Origin of the sequence: Streptomyces sp. NPDC051740, assembly GCF_044453165.1 — a bacterium.
Classification (GTDB): Bacteria; Actinomycetota; Actinomycetes; order Streptomycetales; family Streptomycetaceae; genus Streptomyces; species Streptomyces atrovirens.
Genome location: NZ_JBITCL010000002.1, coordinates 490,475 through 510,103 on the forward strand (window position 1 = coordinate 490,475; position 19,629 = coordinate 510,103).

At 70.8% G+C, this 19,629-nt stretch carries 17 protein-coding genes; 5 read left to right on the top strand and 12 right to left on the bottom strand.

From position 1 onward, the window contains the following. Nucleotides 1-7: 7 nt before the first annotated feature. Entirely contained in the window at nt 8-1,267 is a 1,260-nt protein-coding gene (locus tag ACIA6T_RS05255) for a lytic transglycosylase domain-containing protein (RefSeq protein ID WP_399445194.1), read from the top strand. A 33-nt stretch (nt 1,268-1,300) separates the two neighbouring features. On the opposite strand, the gene ACIA6T_RS05260 is transcribed toward ACIA6T_RS05255, so the two are convergent. The 8 genes from ACIA6T_RS05260 to ACIA6T_RS05295 form a co-directional block, all read right to left on the bottom strand. Then, nucleotides 1,301-3,118 (bottom strand): pyridoxal phosphate-dependent aminotransferase, encoded by a 1,818-nt coding sequence (locus ACIA6T_RS05260; protein WP_399445195.1) that lies wholly within the window; start codon nt 3,116-3,118, stop codon nt 1,301-1,303. 158 nt (nt 3,119-3,276) lie between these two features. Next, a complete protein-coding gene (locus ACIA6T_RS05265) occupies nt 3,277-4,434 on the bottom strand; it encodes an aldose epimerase family protein (protein WP_399445196.1) in 1,158 nt (385 codons plus the stop codon). 55 nt (nt 4,435-4,489) lie between these two features. Next, on the bottom strand, nt 4,490-5,734 hold the full coding sequence (mmsB, locus tag ACIA6T_RS05270) for a multiple monosaccharide ABC transporter permease (RefSeq protein WP_399445198.1): 1,245 nt from the start codon (nt 5,732-5,734) through the stop codon (nt 4,490-4,492). Then, nucleotides 5,731-7,281, bottom strand: coding sequence for a multiple monosaccharide ABC transporter ATP-binding protein (gene mmsA, locus ACIA6T_RS05275; RefSeq protein ID WP_399445199.1), 1,551 nt, complete (start codon nt 7,279-7,281; stop codon nt 5,731-5,733). The genes mmsB and mmsA overlap by 4 nt, the downstream gene beginning before the upstream one ends. A gap of 32 nt (nt 7,282-7,313) precedes the next feature. Beyond that, the gene (gene chvE / locus ACIA6T_RS05280) at nt 7,314-8,426 is read right to left on the bottom strand and encodes a multiple monosaccharide ABC transporter substrate-binding protein (protein WP_399445200.1); all 1,113 of its coding nucleotides are present in this window, start codon (nt 8,424-8,426) and stop codon (nt 7,314-7,316) included. 137 nt (nt 8,427-8,563) lie between these two features. Further along, complete coding sequence (locus ACIA6T_RS05285; protein WP_399445201.1) at nt 8,564-9,532, bottom strand: hypothetical protein; 969 nt, start codon at nt 9,530-9,532, stop codon at nt 8,564-8,566. 127 nt (nt 9,533-9,659) lie between these two features. Further along, nucleotides 9,660-10,664, bottom strand: coding sequence for a zinc-binding dehydrogenase (locus ACIA6T_RS05290; RefSeq protein WP_399445202.1), 1,005 nt, complete (start codon nt 10,662-10,664; stop codon nt 9,660-9,662). Between the two features lie 28 nt (nt 10,665-10,692). Beyond that, nucleotides 10,693-11,856, bottom strand: coding sequence for a mandelate racemase/muconate lactonizing enzyme family protein (locus ACIA6T_RS05295; protein WP_399445203.1), 1,164 nt, complete (start codon nt 11,854-11,856; stop codon nt 10,693-10,695). Nucleotides 11,857-12,097: 241 nt separating this feature from the next. Here ACIA6T_RS05295 and ACIA6T_RS05300 point away from each other — a divergent pair, with 241 nt between their 5' ends. After that, nucleotides 12,098-12,946, top strand: coding sequence for a hypothetical protein (locus ACIA6T_RS05300; protein WP_399445204.1), 849 nt, complete (start codon nt 12,098-12,100; stop codon nt 12,944-12,946). 11 nt (nt 12,947-12,957) lie between these two features. Here ACIA6T_RS05300 and ACIA6T_RS05305 read toward each other — a convergent pair whose 3' ends face one another. Together ACIA6T_RS05305 and ACIA6T_RS05310 are read right to left on the bottom strand one after the other, a co-directional pair. Then, a complete protein-coding gene (locus tag ACIA6T_RS05305; RefSeq protein ID WP_399445205.1) occupies nt 12,958-14,196 on the bottom strand; it encodes an RNA-guided endonuclease InsQ/TnpB family protein in 1,239 nt (412 codons plus the stop codon). A 336-nt stretch (nt 14,197-14,532) separates the two neighbouring features. Further along, nucleotides 14,533-14,970 carry a MarR family winged helix-turn-helix transcriptional regulator gene (locus ACIA6T_RS05310; protein ID WP_399445206.1) on the bottom strand — a complete coding sequence of 146 codons (438 nt, stop codon included), beginning with the start codon at nt 14,968-14,970 and terminating at the stop codon, nt 14,533-14,535. 92 nt (nt 14,971-15,062) lie between these two features. On the opposite strand from ACIA6T_RS05310, the gene ACIA6T_RS05315 reads away from it, so the two are divergent. Continuing rightward, nucleotides 15,063-16,082, top strand: coding sequence for an NADP-dependent oxidoreductase (locus ACIA6T_RS05315; protein WP_399445207.1), 1,020 nt, complete (start codon nt 15,063-15,065; stop codon nt 16,080-16,082). 95 nt (nt 16,083-16,177) lie between these two features. Here ACIA6T_RS05315 and ACIA6T_RS05320 read toward each other — a convergent pair whose 3' ends face one another. Continuing rightward, complete coding sequence (locus tag ACIA6T_RS05320) at nt 16,178-16,780, bottom strand: hypothetical protein (protein ID WP_399445208.1); 603 nt, start codon at nt 16,778-16,780, stop codon at nt 16,178-16,180. Nucleotides 16,781-16,842: 62 nt separating this feature from the next. Between ACIA6T_RS05320 and ACIA6T_RS05325 the strand changes: the two genes are divergently transcribed. Further along, entirely contained in the window at nt 16,843-17,640 is a 798-nt protein-coding gene (locus ACIA6T_RS05325) for an EI24 domain-containing protein (protein ID WP_399445209.1), read from the top strand. Beyond that, nucleotides 17,637-18,251, top strand: a complete 615-nt coding sequence (locus ACIA6T_RS05330) for a LysE family translocator (protein ID WP_399445210.1) — start codon at nt 17,637-17,639, stop codon at nt 18,249-18,251. Before ACIA6T_RS05325 ends, ACIA6T_RS05330 begins: the two co-directional genes overlap by 4 nt. Here the strand turns inward: ACIA6T_RS05330 and ACIA6T_RS05335 are convergent. After that, on the bottom strand, nt 18,223-19,470 hold the full coding sequence (locus tag ACIA6T_RS05335; RefSeq protein WP_399445211.1) for a pyroglutamyl peptidase: 1,248 nt from the start codon (nt 19,468-19,470) through the stop codon (nt 18,223-18,225). The two genes, ACIA6T_RS05330 and ACIA6T_RS05335, sit on opposite strands and share 29 nt — an antisense overlap. Nucleotides 19,471-19,629 lie beyond the last annotated feature (159 nt).

Genomic DNA, 19,629 nt, shown 5'->3' on the forward strand with positions numbered 1-19,629 from the left:
GACAGCCATGCCCGTACGCCGCGCCGCCCGACGCCCGTATGCCGGCCGGACCCGCAGGGGACTGCGGACGACCGCCGTCGCAGTGGCGGCCATGGCGGCCCTCACCGCCTCCCAGGCACCCGGCCTCACCCGGGACACGAAGGACGACCACGCCGCCCCGCTCGCCGACGACGTACGCACACCGGCGGCAGGCGGCCCGTACACCGAGCTCGCTCCTCCGGGCGACGGCTCCTACCACACCGAACTCCCGCCCTTGAAGACCCCGGACGTCGCGTCGGCGCCCCCGGCGCTCGTGCGGGAACTGCGTTCCCAGTCGGGCATCCCGGCCACCGTGCTGCGCGCCTACCGCGCCGCCGAGGCCTCCGTCGGCGGCACGGACCCCGGCTGCCGGCTGCCCTGGGAGCTGCTCGCGGCGATCGGCAAGGTCGAGTCGGGCCAGGCGCGCGGCGGCGCGGTCGACCGGAACGGCACGACGCTGGGCCGCATCACCGGACCACCGCTCGACGGCCGGGGTTTCGCCCTGATCCGGGACACGGACGGGGGCGCCCACGACGGTGACACGGTCTACGACCGCGCGGTGGGGCCGATGCAGTTCCTGCCGTCCACCTGGGCCCGCTGGGGCGTGGACGGCAACGGCGACGGCCGCGCCGACCCGAACAACATCTTCGACGCGTCCCTGGCGGCCGGCCACTACCTGTGCGCCGGCGGCCGGGATCTGGGCCGGGCGGCGGACCTGGACCGGGCGGTCCTCAGCTACAACCACTCGTCCTCCTACCTGAGGCTGGTCAGGTACTGGCTGGAGTTCTACGGCCGGGGGGTCCACACCGTCCCCGACGGCGAGGGCGTCGTCCCGAGGAGCCCCGGCGCGGGCGGTGGGACCCCGGCGACCGAACCCGTCGACGGCGGGAGCGGCGGCAAGGGGGACGGGAACGGGGGCGGCGGCATCGTCATCGGCCCGGACCCGAGTACGCCGGGCAGCCCCGGGCCGTCCCCCTCCGCGCCCTCACCGTCGTCCACCCCGGATCCGGCCTCCCCGTCCCCGGAGCCCTCCTCCCCGACGGCGTCCCCGACGGGTCAGGAACCCTCGCAGCCGCCCGGCGAGTCCCCCACCGGGACCCCGTCGCCCTCACCTGACCCGACCGATCCGAGCCCTTCGCCCACCGCCTCGGACGACTGTGCCCCGGAGTCCGCGACCCCGTCTCCCGAACCCGGCGCCTCCCCGACCGCCTCGCCCTGCCCGACCGTCCCGGCCACTCCCTCCGAGTGAGGCCCGTCATCCGCCGGGCGGACGTCGGCGGGCTCAGCCCACCTGGTCCATCCCCGCCGGGTTGGGCCAGCTCTGCGGCCCCTGCCAGCCCGTCGCCGGGGCCATGGAGAGGCCGTCGGTGCCCCTGACCTGGGCGGCCGTCAGACCGCCGCGGGCGGGGACGCCGGGCGGGGTGGGGCCGGCGGGCGGCGGCATCTGCGGTGACATCTGGGCCGCCGCCGGTGCCGGGAAGGCCGTGGCGGGCATCGGCGCCTGTGCCACGGGCGCGAGCGGCTGGGCGGGCGCGGGCATCGGCACGGGCTGCGGTACGGCCTGCCGCGGCACGGGTTGCGGGACCGGCGCGGGAACCTGCTGCGGGACCGGCTGCGGGACCTGCTGAGGCACGGGCTGCGGGACCTGCTGCGGGACCGGCTGCGGGACCTGCTGCGGCACGGGCTGGGCAACCGGCTGGGGCACTCCCGGCACCCCCGCCCCGCCCCCCGTCACCACCGAAGCCGCGGCCGGCACCGGCATCCCGCCGCCCGCGCCCACCGCGGGGGCGGACGCGGCGGCGGGGAGCGGCATGCCGGTGCCGGCGGACGGAGCGGCGGCGAGCCCCGGAACGCCGGCACCGGCGGCCTGGGCGGCGAGCCCCCGCACGCCGGCCCCGTTGGTCCGGCTCACCAGCCGGTCCACGGCCGCCGTGCCCGAGCTGTAGCCGGTCCCCGGAGCCTGCTCGGGCACGGCGGTTCCCCTCCTGGACGTCCCGTAGAGCACCTGTTCCAGGCCGGACACCAGGCGGCGTACGTCCACCTGGGGGCGTACCACGAGACGCAGGAAGCGGCTGGAGGAGCCGATCTTGTTGCCGCACTCGCGGACCAGGATCCGGTGCTCGGTGAGCATCCGGTCCCGGACCACGGTGCCTTCGGCGCCCACGGGGAGGCGCACGAAGAGGAAGTTGCCCTGGGACGGGTAGACCGTCAGTCCGGGCAGCGAGGAGAGCTGGCCGGACATGTCCATCCGGTCGCGGCGGACCTGGTGCAGACTCTGGGCGTACTCGGCGCCGTGCTCCTTCAGCATGAACACCACGTGCTCGGCGAAGGAGTTGAGGTTCCACTTGGGGAGCATGGACCTCACCCGCCCCGCCAGGGCCGGGTTGGCGACCAGGTAGCCGAAGCGGATGCCGTGCAGGCCGAAGTTCTTGCCGAGGCTGCGCAGCACGATGACGTTGGGGCGCAGCATCGCCTCCTGCACCACGCTCGGTTCGTTCTCCGCGTCGGCGAACTCCAGGAACGACTCGTCGATCACCACCAGGTCCAGGTCGGCCATGGCGTCCATGAACTGCACGACCGCGTGCTTGTGCAGGAAGCCGCCGTCGGGGTTGTTGGGGTTGCAGATGACGGCGACCCGGGTGCCGCGCGCCCGGATGAACTCGGCGTACTGGGCGAGGTCGAGGGCGAAGCCGCCGGCCTCCTGGAGCGGGAACATGTCGACCCGTTTGCCGGTCTCCATGGGCTGGTCGGTCCAGCGGCCGAAGGTGGGGACGGGGACGGCGAGGGACTCACGGACCAGCAGGTGGTCGATCCAGGTGATCAGCTCGGTCGATCCGTTGCCCATCGCCACGCACTGCGGCGGCAGTCGGAGCAGGCCGCACAGCTCGGCCGTGATGGTGTCGGCGCTGCTCGGGTAGTACGTGATGATGTCGCGCAGCCGGCCCGCCATGTCCTCGAACATGGCGGGGGTGGGGAAGTACGGGTTGCAGGGGATGCAGAAGTCCACCGGGCCGGCCCCGTCGCTCTCCCGTGTCAGCGCCGCCATCGACGGACTGTGCGCCGTGGTGCTGCGGAACAACGAGGTGACGTTGTCGGCCAAGGGAACCTCCGTGTGCGGCGGGCCCGCTGGGGAGGTGGCGGACCCGTCATGCCTGGGTGGCCCGCGCGGGGGAGCACGGGCCACCCAGGAGTACGGAGCGGGACGCGCCGCCGTTCAGTTCGTGTGAGGAAAATGTGACGGCGGCGATCCCCGGGGGCTCATGCCCCGAACGAGTGGACCGTCGTCGTCCGGTACGTCTGCCCCGGCCGCAGCACGGTCGACGGGAACGACGGCTGGTTCGGCGAGTCCGGGAAGTGCTGGGTCTCCAGGCACAGCCCGTCGCCCTGCCGGTAGACCCGGCCGCCGGTGCCGACGAGGGTGCCGTCGAGGAAGTTGCCGGAGTAGAACTGCAGGCCCGGCTCGTTCGTCGCGATCCTCAGCGTGCGGCCGGAGGACGGGTCGCGGAGAACGGCGACCTGCTCGGGACGGCGGGTGATGCCCTTGTCGAGCACCCAGTTGTGGTCGAAGCCCTGCCCGTACAGCACCTGTTGGTGCGCGGTGCGGATGTCCCGGCCGACCGGCTTGGCCCGGCGGAAGTCGAAGGGGGTGGCCGCGACCCGCGCCAGTTCGCCCGTGGGGATCAGCCCCGGGTCGACCGGTGTGTAGCGGGAGGCGGCGATGGACAGCTCGTGGTCGTATATCGAGCCGCTGCCCTCGCCGGCGAGGTTCCAGTAGACGTGGCTGGTGAGGTTGACGACGGTGGCGTGGTCGGTGGTGGCCTCGTAGTCGACGCGCCAGTCGCCGTCACGGGTGAGGGTGTACGTGACCTTCGTACGCAGCGTGCCCGGGTAGCCCATCTCCCCGTCGACGCTCGTGTAGTACAGGTACAGGCCGACGTCGGAGCCCCGGGTGAACGGCTCGACGTCCCAGACCCGCTTGTCGAAGCCCTGGGCGCCGCCGTGCAGGCTGTTCTCGCCGTCGTTGACGGAGAGCTGGTACGGGGTGCCGTCGAGGGTGAACCGGCCCTGGTCGACGCGGTTGCCGTAGCGGCCGATCAGGGCGCCGAAGTAGGGACTGGAGGCGACGTACTCCTCGATGGTGTCGAAGCCGAGGGAGACGTTGGTGTACCGGCCTCGGCGGTCGGGGATCTCCAGGGACTGGACGATGCCGCCGTAGGAGAGGACCTTCATCCGGGTGCCGCCGTTCTCCAGCGACCAGCTGTGGACCTTGGTGCCGTCCGCGAGCCTGCCGAAGAGCGACTTCACCGGCTTCCCCCTGCCCGACGCGGCGTGTGCCGTGCCGCCGAACGCGGTGGTGGTGGCGGCGACCCCGGCCGCCGCCGCGCCCGCGATGACCGTGCGTCTGTTCAGTTCCATCCGTGCGGCTCCCGAAAAGGAAGGGGCCCCGCCGTCCGGCGGGGCCCGAGCTGACTTACGAACCGGACTTGCGCTTGTTCCACACGTCGAAGCCGACCGCGGCCAGCAGGGCGAGCCCCTTGATGACCTGCTGCCAGTCGGTGCCGACGCTGAGGAGGTTCATGCCGTTGTTCAGCACGCCGAGGACGAGACCGCCGATGATCGCGCCGAGCACGGTGCCGACACCGCCGCTCATGGACGCGCCACCGATGAACGCCGAGGCGATCGCCTCGAGTTCGTAGTTCAGGCCCGCCTTCGGAGAGGCCGCGTTCAGACGGGCGGCGATCGCCAGACCCGCCAGGGCCGCGAGCACGCCCATGTTCAGGAAGACCAGGAAGGTGACCTTCTTGTCCTTCACGCCGGACAGCTTCGCCGCCGGCAGGTTGCCGCCGATCGCGTAGATGTGCCGGCCGAAGACCGAGTTCCGCATGAGGTAGCCGTAGCCGACCACCAGCGCGCCCAGGATCAGCAGGATGATCGGGGCACCCTTGTAGCTGGCGAGGAGCAGGGTGACCGTGAGGAGCGCGGCGGCGATGGCGACGAGCTTCAGCAGGAAGAGGTTGAACGGCACCACGTCCAGCGCGAACTCCTGCTGGCGCTTGCGGTCGCGGAGCTCCTGGAGGACCACGAAGGCGACCATCGCGAAGCCCAGCAGCAGGGTGATGTTGTGGTAGTTGGTCTCCGGGCCGGTCTCGGGGAGGAAGCCGTTGCCCATCTTCTGCAGACCGCCCGGGAACGGGCCGAGGGTCTGGCCCTCCAGGAGGATCTCCGTCACACCGCGGAAGACCAGCATGCCGGCGAGGGTGACGATGAACGACGGTATGCCGAGATAGGCGATGAAGAAGCCCTGTGCCGCGCCCGCGACGGCGCCGGCCAGCAGGCACAGCACCACGGCGACGGGCCAGGAGAGGTCGTGCTGCACCGTCAGCACGGCCGCGAACGCGCCCACGAACGCCGTGAGCGAGCCGACCGACAGGTCGATGTGGCCCGCGATGATCACCAGCATCATGCCGATCGCGAGGATCAGGATGTAGCTGTTCTGCAGGACCAGGTTGGAGACGTTGCGCGGCAGCAGCAGGTCGCCGTCGGTCCACACGGCGAACAGCGCCACGATCAGGCCGAGGGCGAGCAGCATGCCGTACTGGCGCATGTTGCGGCGCAGGCCGTCCAGCACCAGGTGGAGCAGGCCTGAGCCCGCGGCCGATCCGGTGCCGCCCGGCGGCGCCGGGGCCGGGCTCTTGGCGGTCACATCCGTGCTCATCGGGTTACCTCTTTGTCCTTCGTCATCTGGCGCATCAGCGATTCCTGCGAGGCCTCGGCCCGCGAGAACTCACCCGTGAGCCGCCCGGCGGCCATGGTGTAGATGCGGTCGCACATACCGAGCAGTTCCGGCAGCTCGGAGGAGATGAAGACGACCGCCTTGCCCTCGGCGGCCAGCTTGTCGATGACCGTGTAGATCTCGTACTTGGCGCCGACGTCGATGCCGCGCGTCGGCTCGTCGAGGATCAGCACGTCCGGGCCGGCGAAGATCCACTTGCTGAGGACGACCTTCTGCTGGTTGCCGCCGGACAGCTTGCCCACCGGCTCGAACACCGTCGGGGCCTTGATGTTCATCGACTTCCGGAAGCCCTCGGAGACCTGCCGCTCCTCGTGCTCGTCGACGACGCCCCGCTTGGCGACCTTGCCGAGGGCGGTCAGCGAGATGTTCCGGTTGATGGTGTCGAGCAGGTTCAGGCCGTAGTGCTTGCGGTCCTCGGTGACGTACGCGATGCCGTGGCCGACCGCCTCGGGGACGGTCTTCGTACGGATCTCCCGGCCGTCCTTCAGGACGGTGCCGCCCGCGTGGCGCCCGTAGGCCCGGCCGAAGACGCTCATCGCCAGCTCGGTGCGGCCGGCGCCCATCAGGCCCGCGATGCCGACGATCTCACCGCGCCGGACGCTGATCGACACGTCGTCGACGACCTTGCGCTGCTGGTCGATCGGGTGGTGCACGGTCCAGTTGCGGATCTCCAGCGCGGGGGCCGTGCCCTCCTCCGGCTGGTGCGGGGTGCGTTCGGGGAAACGGTGGTCGAGGTCGCGGCCGACCATGCCGCTGATGATCCGGTCCTCGGTGGTCGCCGGGTCCTTCACGTCGAGCGTCTCGATCGACTGGCCGTCCCGGATGATCGTCACCGAGTCGGCGACCTTGCGGATCTCGTTCAGTTTGTGGGAGATGATGATCGAGGTGATGCCCTGTTTCTTCAACTCCAGGATGAGATCCAGTAGTTTGTCGCTGTCCTCGTCGTTCAGGGCCGCGGTCGGCTCGTCGAGGATGAGCAGCTTCACCTTCTTGGAGAGGGCCTTGGCGATCTCCACGAGCTGCTGCTTGCCCACGCCGATGTCGGCGACGCGGGTCTCCGGGTGGTCGGTGAGACCGACCCGGCGCAGCAGCTCGGTGGCGTGCCGCAGGGTCTCGTTCCAGTTGATCAGCCCGCGGGTGGCGTGCTCGTTGCCGAGGAAGATGTTCTCCGCGATGGACAGGAACGGCACCAGCGCCAGCTCCTGGTGGATGATCACGATGCCGTGCTGTTCGCTCGCCCGGATGTCCTTGAACCGGCAGAGCTCCCCCTCGAAGAGGATCTCGCCCTCGTAGCTGCCGTGCGGATGGACGCCGGAGAGCACCTTCATCAGGGTGGACTTCCCGGCGCCGTTCTCGCCGCAGATGGCGTGGACCTCGCCCTGCCGGACGGTCAGCGTGACGTCCGACAGCGCCTTGACGCCGGGAAAGGTCTTGACGATCGAGCGCATTTCCAGGACGGGTCCCGCCATGGTCGTGCCTTCCAATCAGTGGGGGTCGGCGGTTACTTGAGGTCGCTTTCCTTGATGTAGCCGGAGTCGACGACCGTCTTCTGGTAGTTGGCCTTGTCGACGGCGACCGGCTCCAGCAGGTACGCCGGCACGACCTTCGCGCCGTTGTCGTAGGTCTCGGTGTCGTTGGTCTCGGGCTTCTTGTCGTTGAGCAGCGCGTCGACCATGTTGGTGGCCACCTTGGCGAGCTCGCGGGTGTCCTTGTAGACGGTCATCGACTGATCGCCGGCGATGATCGACTTCACCGAGGCGACCTCGGCGTCCTGGCCGGTGACGACCGGCAGCGGCTTGTCCTTGGAGCCGTAGCCGTCGGACTTCAGCGCCGAGAGGATGCCGATGGAGATGCCGTCGTACGGCGAGAGCACGGCGTCGACCTTGCCGCTCTTGTACGACTTGGTGAGGATGTCGTCCATGCGGCGCTGCGCGGTGGCACCGTCCCAGCGGAGCGTGGTGACCTGGGTCAGCTCGGTCTGGCCGGACTTGACGACGAGCTGCTTCTTGTCGATGTACGGCTGCAGGACGCTCATCGCGCCCTGGAAGAAGTAGCGGGTGTTGTTGTCGTCGTTGGAGCCGGCGAACAGCTCGATGTTGAAGGGGCCCTTCTCGCCGCCGTCCTTCAGGCCGAGCTTCTCGACGATGTAGGTGCCCTGGAGCTCGCCGACCTTCTCGTTGTCGAAGGAGGCGTAGTAGTCGACGTTCTCGGTGCCGAGGATGAGCCGGTCGTAGGAGATCACCGGGATGTCCGCGTCGGCGGCCTGCTGGAGCACGTTGTTCAGCGACTTGTTGTCGATGGCCGCCACGATCAGCGCGTCCACGCCCTGCGTGATCATGTTCTCGATCTGCGAGACCTGCTGGTCGGGCTCGTCCTCGCCGAAGACCAGCTTGGTCTTGAAGCCCTTGGACTCCAGGTTCTTGACGACGTTGTCGCCGTCGGCGATCCAGCGCTCGGAGGACTTGGTCGGCATCGCGATGCCGACGGTGGCCCCGTCCGAACCGCCCTTGTTCTCCTCGCTGCCGCCCTCGCCGCTCTGTCCGCAGGCGGACAGGGTGAGGGCGAGGGAGGCGGCCGAGGCGACGGCGGCGAGTGCGGCTCTGCGGTTACGCATGATCATCATCCTTGATGTGTGCGGGGTCGGTCCGGACGAGCGAGGCGCTTCCGGGGGTGGAACCAGGAGACCGAGAAAGAGGTGTGTGCGATTGTGCGCGGCTGTGTCTACTTCTGTGAAGCCGAGTTTCCGGAACGTTATGACGTAATTTCGAACCGGCTCAGATCGCCCGGGAGCCGGGATCCGAGCGGCGCCATGTCGCCGTCCGCGCCGTGGCGGGCCAGCAGGTCCAGGGCCAGCCGGCCGCGCCGCACCCGCTCCTTCGCGGTCGCCAGGGTCAGCTCCCGCAGGTGGTGCCCGTACGGGTAGATCCCGGGCGCCTTGGACAGACCGAACTTCAGGTACAGCGGGGCGCCGCGCCGGATGAGTTCGGCGACCTCGTACATCCGCACATAGCCGCCGAGGTCGTCCGGGGCCTCGATGTACATGTCCATCGGCGTGGCCGAAACCCGCCGTATCTCGGTGAGGTGATCGAGCGTCAGGTCGCTGGGGACGTTGATCGAGTCGGCGCCGAGCCGCTCGTAGACCGCGAACGAGGCCGGGTTGACCGGTCCGACGAGCGCCGACAGCTTCAGCGTGGTGTCGGCGGGGAGCAGCCCGGCCGCGCGCGCCCGGTGCAGCGTCCACAGCACGCCCTCGTCGGCGACGAGCAGGCACTTGACGCCCAGCTCCGTTGCCCGGACGGCGTCCTCGACACAGCCGGCGACCGCGTCGTGGCCCCGGGCGCGCAGTCCGGCGCCGCCCGAGTCGGTACGGGTGGAGCCGCCGATGTCCCAGGTGCCGCGCGGGCCGGTGAACAGGCAGAGCTCGATGTCGCGCTCCGCGGTGGCCTCGACCATCTCGGTGATCTCGGCGTCGGTCAGCATCCAGACGCCGCTGCCCTGGCTGATCCGGTGGATCGGCACGTCGAGGCGCGAGGCCTCCTTCAGTACCACGGCCAGCGCCTCGGGCCCCTCGCACGAGGGAACCTCGGTGCGCCAGCGGCCGCCGCCGGGGAAGGCGTGCGGCGAGGCGTCGGCGGGGTCGAGGGCGGGTGCGCTCATGCCGAGCGCGGTGAGGGTCTGCTCACCGGGCCTGCGGGGAGCCGTGGCGGAAGCGTCGGTCACAGGGTGTCCTTTGGTTCGGTATATCGGACGAAGTTCGCGGCTCGGGGTACGAGTCGGGCGAGTTCGGTGCGGGCCGGGTGTACGCCGGTACGAGGGCCGTCAGGTCGCCCTCGTACCGGCGTACGGACTAGGGACGCAACAGCACCTTGCCCACCTTCGGATCGCCGGACCCCACCAGCTCGATGGCCTGCGGGAACTCGGCGAGCGGCAGCTCGTGGCTCACCAGCGGCAGCGGATCGAGCAGCCCGGCGGCGAACACCCGCACGGTGTGCGCCCAGGCGTCCGGCGGAGCGCCGAAGACGGTGTGCACCTCCAGCTGCCGGACGACCAGGTCCGTGGGGTCGAGCCCGTCGGCGCCCGGCGCGGGGATACCGGTGAGCACCAGCCGTCCGCCGCGCCGCAGCAGCGAGGCCGCCGTACGGGCCGCGTCCGCGGACCCGGCGGTCTCGATCACCACGTCGAAGTCGTCCGGGAGTTCACGGTCCTTGGTACGGAAGTCGGTGGCCCCGTACTGCCGGGACAGCGCCTCACGGTCCCCCCGGGAGCCCACCACCAGCAGCTCGGCGGGGGAGCCCGCGCGCAGGAACTGCACGGCGAACATCCCCAGCGTGCCGGTGCCGACCACCGCCACCCGCTCACCGGGCACCGCACGCGCCTTCAGCGCGGCGGCGGCGATGCAGGCGGCCGGCTCCAGCAGCGCGGCGGCGCTCAGGTCGGCGTCGTCGGGCAGGACGTGCAGCAGCCGGGCCGGGAGGGTCAGCGTGGCGGCCATGGCGCCCGGCTGGGTGAACCCGGTCTCCTCGTAGCCCGCCGAGCACAGCGTCGTCTCACCGGCGTGACAGCGGTCGCAGACCTGGCAGTTGCGGAAGCCCTCGCCGACCACCTTGCGGCCGACCAGCGAGGCGGGCACGCCCGCGCCCACCCGCTCCACGGTCCCGGACCACTCGTGGCCCGGGGTGAGCGGGTACCGCACGTACCCCTCGGGCCGGTTGCCCTGGTACACCTCGCGGTCACTGCCGCAGATGCCGGAGGCGTGGACCCGGACCAGGGCCTCGCCGGCCCCGGGCTCGCGCGGCTCGTGCGGGACCAGCCGGTGCTCGCCGGGTCCCTCGATGACGACCTGGGTGCTCATCGCCGCGCCTCCCGGCGGTCCGCGGCGGTCACTTCGCGCCCTTGGGCTTGCGCGTCTCCCAGCCCTCGGCCCACAGGTCGAACCGGGCCTGCTGCTGCGGGAACTCGGCCGCCGCGTCGACGTCCAGCTCCACACCGAGACCGGGGGCGTCGGAGAGGTGGAAGCAGCCGTCCTCCGGGTTCACCCGCGGCGCGCCCTTGACGACCTTCTTGATGTCCGCGTCCGCGAAGTCGTTGAAGTGCTCCAGGATCTTGAAGTTCGGCGCGGTGAAGCCGACCTGGAGCGACGCGGCGGTCAGCACGGGGCCGCCCACGTTGTGCGGGGCGACCAGCATGTAGTGGGTCTCGGCGGTCGCGGCGAGCTTGCGGGTCTCCCAGATGCCGCCGATGTGGCCGACGTCCGGCTGGATGATGTCGACGGCCTGGCTCTCGAAGAGCTCGCGGAACTCGATCCGGTCGTGGATGCGCTCACCGGTGGCGAGGGGCATGTCGACCTTCGCGGCGACCTTCTCCAGCGCCTTGAGGTTCTCCGGCGGGACCGGCTCCTCCAGCCAGGCCGGCTTGAACGGCGCCAGCTCGTGCGCGAGGCGCACGGCGGTGGCGGGGGAGAAGCGGCCGTGCATCTCCAGCATCAGCTCGGTGTCCGGACCGATGGCGTCCCGGACCGCCTCGATCAGCGAGACCGCGTACAGCGTCTGCTCGTGGTCGAGCTCGAAGTGGCCGGTGCCGAACGGGTCGATCTTCAGCGCCCGGTACCCGCGCTCCATGACGCCCTGCGCGGCCTTGTGGTACGCCTCGGGGGTGCGCTCGGTGGTGTACCAGCCGTTGGCGTACGCCTTGACCTTGTCGGTGACCTTGCCGCCAAGCAGCTGCCAGACGGGCACGCCGAGGGCCTTGCCCTTGATGTCCCAGCAGGCCATCTCGACGACGGCGATACCGGACATCACGATCTCGCCGGCGCGGCCGTAGTCGCCGTACTTCATCCGGCGGACCAGGTCCTCGACAGCGAACGGGTCGGAGCCGAGAATGTGGTTGACCTCGGCTTCCTTCAGGTACCCCAGGAGGGCGTCGGTGTGGCCCAGCATCCGGGTCTCGCCGACTCCGGTGATGCCCTCGTCGGTGTGCACCTGGACGTAGGTCAGGTTGCGCCACGGCGTCCCGACCACGTGTGTGCTGATTCCGGTGATGCGCACGGCAGTTAGCCCCTCGCTGTGGTGGTGGACCTTGTCTTCGTCGTCAGCGGTTCGACGTGTTCGATATTTCGGCACACGTTCGAAATGCTGGCGTGACAGTAAGGACGGGGCGGCGGGGGTGTCAATGGGTCACGCGCATAACGGTTTCGGCAGTTTCGAAACCATTGAGCATTGGTCCGCACCAAACCTTCACAACAAGGCCTATGAAGCGGGCCTGAACGGAACCTAACCTTCCCGCGTCATGGATTTTTGCCACCCGTGCCGACGGCACCTCAATGGCGCCCTCGCCTGCCCCGGCTGCGGCACCCCCGTCGAGACGCTCCGCACCCGGCAGTGGCAGGAACCTGCCGGGCCTTCGGGGTACGAGGGTGAGGTGCACGGGACCGAGGAGGTCGCCGGGGCCGGACAGGTCGGGGAAGACCCCGACGAGTACGACGACGGGCCACGGGACGACGGGCCGCGCGGGCGTCGGGCGGCCCGGCGCCGAGGCCGGGAGCCGGGCCCGAATTCGAACCCGCACCTGGACCCGGACCCTGCCCTCGCCCCGGACGAGGCCTCGGCGGCGGGCGAGAGCCGCCGGGACCGCAAGGCCGCGGCGCACCGCCGCCGGCGCAACCGCACCCTGCTGATCGCGGCCGGTTTAGTCCTCGCGGTGGGCGGACTGAGCCTCGCGGAACTCGGCCTGGACGCGCCCGGCTCGGCCTCGGAGCCGGCGGCCGCCGGGGAGGAGACCACGGACGGCGGCGCGACGGAGGTGGAGCCGGCGGAGTCGGCGAGCGGCGGCGCCACGGACGCGGTGGCACCCGGAAAGTCGCCCGGTGCGAAGCCTTCTGACTCACCGTCGGCTTCCGGCTCCCCGGAGGAGACGGAGTCCGGAGAAGCGGAGGCGGAGGAGGAGGCGGAGGAGGAGGCCGACGAGAACGTGTCGTCCGCCCCCGCGGATCCGTCCGCGACCGACCCGACGACTCCTCCGCCGTCGGAACCCTCGGCGGGTCCGGAGACCCCGGCCCCGGACCCGACCACGAAGAACCCCGAACCGGAACCCGACCCCACGGAGACGTGCGACCGTTTCCTGTGGTGGTGCACGTAAACTGCCCGACGCTAAAGCGCCGGGCTTGCGCAACGGGCATCACTGGCGGTGATGCTGCGTTCGCGTCCAGCCCCACCCCGCTGCTGCGGTGGTGGGGCAGGGGCCGTTGACGGGGCCCCGCGTCGCCACAACTCCCACGCGCGAGCGCGGATGTTGCGGGAGCCGTTCCGGTCTGCGTGATCAACGAATCCGCAGTTCCGGCACGCGAACCGGGCCTGCGAGACCCGGTTCGCCCTGTCGATGTGCCCGCATTTGGCGCAGGTGCGCGAGGTGTACGCCGGATCGACGTACATCACCGGCACCCCCGCGCGGCGGGCCTTGTACGCGATGAAGCTGCCCAGCTGGGCAAAGGCCCAGCTGGAGTGGGTGGCCCGTTGGGGCTTGCGAAGCCGTACCCGTTCGCGGATGCCCGTGAGGTCTTCGAGGGCGATTCCGCGACCGGTGCGTTCAGCCTCGGCCACCACATGTTTCGCGATCTTGTGGTTGATGTCCTTCGCCCGTCGCGCCTCCTTGCGGCGCCGCTTCTTCAGCCGGCGCCTGGCGGACGGGGTGTTCTTGCGTCGCAGCTTGGTCCGCAGGCCACGCTCCCGGGCCCGGATACGGTTGAGCGCGCGTCCGGCCATGATCTCGCCGTCACTGGTGGTGGCGATGTTGACGATGCCCAGGTCGATGCCGAGGAAGTCCACCGGCTCGGTGTTCGGCTCGGCTTCGGGCACCTCGCAGGTGGCCAGCAGGAACCACATGCCGTCGCGGCGCACAAGGTCGGACTCGCCCTTGCGATGCAGGGCCAGCGTGGCCAGCTGCTCCGGCGACGCGGTGAGGGCCACGTCCTTGACCCGGCCCGCCACCGTCCAGATCGACACCCGCCGCTCGCCGATCCGCCACGACAGCATCCGGTCGTCGTAGGGCTGCGCACCCTCCGGACGGAAGACGATCGGCTTCTCCGCGGCCCGGCGGTAGCGCTGGGAGCCCGGCCTGCCCAGGTTCCCGGCCTTCAGGTTCGCCTTCAGGGCGGCGTACGCGTCACACGTCTTCTTCACCACGTGCTGGGCGGCCTGCGCACCCAGCCCCCATCGGGCCCGGACCTCGCCGTAGGTGTGCTCGCGCAGTGCGAAGGTGCGCTTCACCTCCTGCTCGAAGGCGATCTGGCTGCACCAGGTGGCGGCCTCGTTGCAGGCGTGCAGGGTCGCCTCAAGTGCCGCCGTCTGTACGGGCGTCGGCAGCAGTCTCACCTGCACAGTCAGTTTCACGATCACCGAATGTACACACCCGTACGGGACACCACTGCACGTTCGGAACGGATCACCCGATCGGGGGAAACAGTCCGCTTCGACGGCCGTCTCCGTCGGCCGGATTCCCGGCCGCTTCGCGGCCGATCAGACCGTGATGCCGCTTCCCGTGTTCCCGCGGGCAGTCGTGCCTCCCCAGCGCCTTAAGGGCCGGGGAGGTGCCCCAGGGCGGTGGGGCACCTCCCGTTCGAGCGGAGCCGAGAGTGGGATAGACACCCCGTAAGCGCCGGGCTGCGCAACCCCACCCCCGCCCCACACCCACGCCGGGGCACCCCGTCAACACCCCGGCCGTAGCCCTTACCCCAGCATCCTCCGCAACGCATCCCGCAACGCCACCCGCTCCCCCTCCGAAAGCCCCGCCAACGGCTCACGCGCGAACCGCAGGGACTCCCGCAGGCTCCGGGCCACCCGCCGCCCCTCAGTCGTCGCCGCCGCCAGCTTCACCCGCCGGTCCGCCGGATCCGGCCGGCGCTCCGCCAGACCCCGCGCCTCCAGCCGGTCCACGATCCCCGTGACGTTCGACGGCTCGCACTTCAGCCGCTGCGCCAGCTTCCGCATCGGCAACGGTTCCAGGGACAGCAGACTCAACAGCTTCGCCTGGGCACCCGTGAGGGCATGACCGGCGGCGGCTTCCTCGTACTCCTCGTGGTAGCGGGCCACCACCGAGCCGATGAGCTCGACGACCTCCAGGGTGAGGGCGTCGGGACGGCGCGAAGAGGCATCGGGTGTGGCCATGCCCTCCAGGGTACCCGGTTGCTTGACATCCTGAAATATTCAGCCGCATGGTTGTTTCAGGTAATGAACTATCCGAGGAAAGGTGCCAGGCCATGACCGCCCCCACACTCCCCACCACCGGCCGCGAGTGGCATCTGCTGAGCCGCCCCGTCGGCTGGCCGAAGCCCGAGGACTTCGCCCTCGTCGAGACGGAGGTCCCCGCCCCGGCCGAGGGCCAGGTGCTCGTACGGAACAAGTACCTCTCCGTCGACCCGTACATGCGCGGCCGGATGAGTGCCGCGAAGTCCTACGTCGCCCCGTACGAGCTGGGCAAGGCCATGCAGGGCGGAGCCGTCGGCGAGGTCGTCGCCTCGAACGCCGACGGCATCGCGGCCGGCGACCACGTCCTGCACTTCTTCGGCTGGCGCGAGTACGCCGTCGTGGACGCGAGGAACGCCGTCAAGGTGGACCCGGAGGCGGCGCCCCTCTCGGCGTACCTGGGCGTGCTGGGCATGACCGGCCTCACCGCCTACGCCGGCCTGCTGCGCACCGCCTCCTTCAAGGAGGGCGACTCCGTCTTCGTGTCCGGTGCCGCGGGTGCCGTCGGCAGCCAGGTCGGACAGCTCGCCAAGCTCAAGGGCGCCTCGCGGGTGATCGGCTCGGCCGGCTCCGACGAGAAGGTGAAGCTGCTCGTCGAGGAGTACGGCTTCGACGCCGCCTTCAACTACAAGACCGGCCCCGTGAGCGAGCAGCTGCGCGCCGCCGCCCCGGACGGCGTCGACGTCTACTTCGACAACGTCGGCGGCGACCACCTGGAGGCGGCCATCGGGTCCCTCAACCGGGACGGCCGTATCGCGGTCTGCGGGATGATCTCGGTCTACAACAACACCGAGCCCGCCCCCGGCCCCCGCAACCTCGCCCGGCTGATCCAGACCCGCGGCCGCATCGAGGGCTTCCTCGTCGGCGACCACTACGACCTCCAGCCGCAGTTCGTCCAGGAGGTCGGCCCCTGGGTCCGCTCGGGCGAGCTGAAGTACCGCGAGACGGTCGTCGAGGGCATCGAGAACAACCTCGAGGCGTTCCTCGGCGTCCTGCGCGGCGACAACACCGGAAAGATGATCGTCAAGCTCTGACACGGCCGTGACGCGGCACCGGTGACGGTCGTTGCGTACGACGGGGGCCGCACCCTTGGACGTGGGGTGCGGCCCTTGCCCGTGCCGGGCGGGAGTCAGTGGGAGCCCATGAAGTACCCGAGGAAACTCATCCGGCGCAGAAAACGCCCGGGCCACGAGAAGAGCGCGCCGCCGAAGGAGAGGTTGCGCGTGTAGACGCCCTCCAACAGGATCGCGAGCCCGAGATCCAGCGCGTCGGCCTCACCCTGCGTGACACCGGAGAGGCTCTGCGGATGCCGCCACTCCGAGCGCGTCATCGTGACGACGGCCCCCTCGCGCCGCAGCTCGTGCCGGAGCCTGCCGCCCAGCTCCTGGTAACGGTAGGAGCGTCCGGAGAGCTCGATGCGCAGGGCGCGGTCCTGCTCGGTGACGGCCAGATGGCGTCGGCGCAGCCCGGCGGTGCGGCCGTCGGCTTCGAGCTTCATCAACGCCATGCGCGGGGCGCCGCGGAAGCCGAGGCCGTGGAAGGCCAACGCCGGTACCGATTCGCCCGTCACCCGGGCGGTCAGCTTGTGCACTAAGGAGTTCGCGTCCTGGGGGTATGCCAACTCGACCCCTCCACCACCGGGCAGTGTCCCGGTCCAGACGTGTGTCTTCCGCATGTGCGGCGCTCTGTACTCGGGGCCCGTGCGTACGAGCCGGAACTCCATGGTGGTCATGTACCGCCCCCTCGACCGATGCGGGGCAAGGCACCCTGCCCGGCCCCGATAAAGTCTCCCCCATGCGCGATCTTGGGGCGGGTTTCCGGTATCTCCTGAAGGGCCAGCGGTGGGTGGCCCGGCACGGCAGGCAGTTCGGGTTCGGGCTGCTGCCGGGGCTGATCACCCTGGTGCTGTACGCGGCGGCGCTCGTCGCCCTGGCGCTGTGGGGGGAGGACTTCGTCACCTGGGCGACCCCGTTCGCCGACGACTGGTCCAGCCCCTGGGCCGGGCTGTTCCGCGGCTTCCTCACCGCCGTGCTGTTCGCGCTCGGTCTGCTGCTGTCCGTGCTCACCTTCACCGCGGTGACCCTGCTCGTCGGGCAGCCGTTCTACGAGAAGCTCTCCGAGGAGGTCGACCGTGACGTCTCGCCCGACGGCACCGCGCCCGAGTCGGGGCTGCCGCTGTGGCGGGAGCTGTGGATCTCGGCCCGCGACAGCCTCCGTATCGTCGTACGGGCCCTGGTGTGGGGCGTGCTGCTGTTCGCGCTCGGGTTCGTCCCGGTGGCCGGGCAGACCGTCGTACCGGTGATCGGGTTCTTCGTCACCGGGTTCTTCCTCACCGAGGAGCTCACCGCCGTCGCGCTCCAGCGACGCGGGGTCGAACTGCGCGAGCGGCTCCGCCTGCTGCGCTCCCGCAAGACCCTCGTCTGGGGCTTCGGCACACCCCTGGGGCTGGCCTTCCTCGTCCCGTTCGTCGCCGTGTTCCTGATGCCCGGCGCGGTCGCCGGCGCCACGCTGATGGCCCGCGACCTGCTCGGTGAGGAGACGACCGCCGGGGACGACGCGGAGAAGCCCGAGGAGGAGGGCGTCACGTCGTGACCGAGGTGCTCGCCGTCGCCGTCATCACCGTCCTGGCCGTGATCGCGCCGGGCGCCGACTTCGCCATGGTGGTCCGCAACAGCTACCTCCACGGCCGCCGCACCGGCCTGCTCGGCGCCCTCGGCGTCGCCGCCGGTGTCCTGGTCCACGTCACCTACACGATGCTCGGCGTCGGCCTGCTGATCGCCTCCTCGACCTTCCTCTTCACGGTGATCAAGCTGGTCGGCGCGGCCTACCTCGTGTACGTCGGCGTCCGTACCTTCCGCACCCGCGGCGAGGTCACCGTCGACCTGGAGAACAGGACGGAGCTGACCCCGTTCGCGGCGCTGCGCACCGGCTTCCTGACCAACGTCCTCAACCCGAAGACGACCCTGTTCGTCGTCTCGACCTTCGCGCAGGTCGTCAGCCCCGGCACACCGGTCCTCCAGCAGGTGGGCTACGGGCTGTTCATGTCGCTCGCCCACCTGCTGTGGTTCGGCGTCGTCGCGGTGTTCTTCTCCCACGACCGGATGCGCACCCTGATGCTGCGAGGCCAGAAGGTCCTCAACAAGGTGATCGGGTCCGTCCTGGCCGGCCTCGGCGTCAGCCTCGCGTTCGCTCCGTCGCACTGACCGCCACGGTCACGATCGACCGCACCTGCTCGATGATGTCCAGCCGGTTCCGCACGAACTCGGGGTCGGTGACCTCGGTGGTGTTCCCGGCGCCGAACCGCAGCACGGGCGTGTGCACGTGCCCGCCCGGCAGCCTGTCGTGCAGCCCGAGCCGGTCCCGGAGCAGGGTCGCCCGGTAGGCGATCTCGTTGGACAGGTAGTCCCCGCCGCCCCCGGCCCGCGCCGTCGAGCCGGGCGTCGGACCCTGAGGCCGTACGACGGGCTCGGTGCCTCCCGCCGGGATCTCGGTGACGCCCGTGTTGTCGTACACCGGGAACCGCCCGGTGTCCGCGGCGACGATCTCCGCGTACGGCAGTGTCGTGGACGTCCACTGGGGCTGCGAGGCCGGGTCGGTGACCGGGATCGTCTCCGTGCGGCCGATGTTCTCGTTGTCCCCGAAGCCGCCCCGCCAGGCCCCGTTGGTCCGCTCGACGTCGAAGCGGCCCACCCGGCCCTGACTGACGGTGGTGAACAGGTCGACCCCCGGCAGTTGCGGCCGCAGCGCCCGCTCCACCGTCCCCTCCGCGAAGTCCCGCCAGCGCACCGGGAACACGGCCGTCTCGATGCGCGCGGGCCCGTCCGCGGTCTCGATCACCGTGCCGTCGAGGGCGAGCGCGACCGCGCCGGACGGATTGGAGATACGGATGTCCCGGTCCAGGGTGAACGGGTCGAAACCGGTCAGCAGGACCCGCTTCATGCCCTTCCCGTGCGGATAGCGGATGGCGGTCTGCCCGCGCGAGGTCCGCTCCAGCTCGTCGAGCAGCCGCGCCCGCCGGTCGTCGCCCAGCCGGAACCCCGGCTCCCAGCTGCGCAGTTCACGGGTCATCCCGAGTCGCGCCCAGTACAGCGGCCGGTCGTCGTCCCGGCTGAGGTCTCCACCCGCCGGGCCACGCCCCTGCGCCCGGTCGACGGCCCTGCGCCACAACCGGGTCCCCTCGCGCACGACGGCACGGCGGGCCTGGGCGTAGGAGTACGCGTGGTCGAGCGCACGGGCCAACTCCGGTGCCACGTCGGCGAATCCGGAACGGCGGAGTATCTCCTGCGGGGCGGCCCCGTCCAGGCGGCGTTCCTCGACGGTGGGGGAGGGGGCTGTCCCGGCGGCGGTCGCGGTCGTAGGGGCGGTGAGACCGGTCAACAGGGCCAGACCGAGAACACCGATGCGAACACGTACGGATCTCAAGGGAGTTGGGCCTTCCGTCGTCGTGGGGTACGGGGATGCCGAAGCCCGCAGTATCGCGCGCCCGCCACGATCCACGCCACGGGCCGCGTGCCGCCGTTCCCGCGGGCAGTCGTGCCTCCCCCAGTGCCTCAAGGGCCTGGGAGGTGCCCCCAGGGCGGC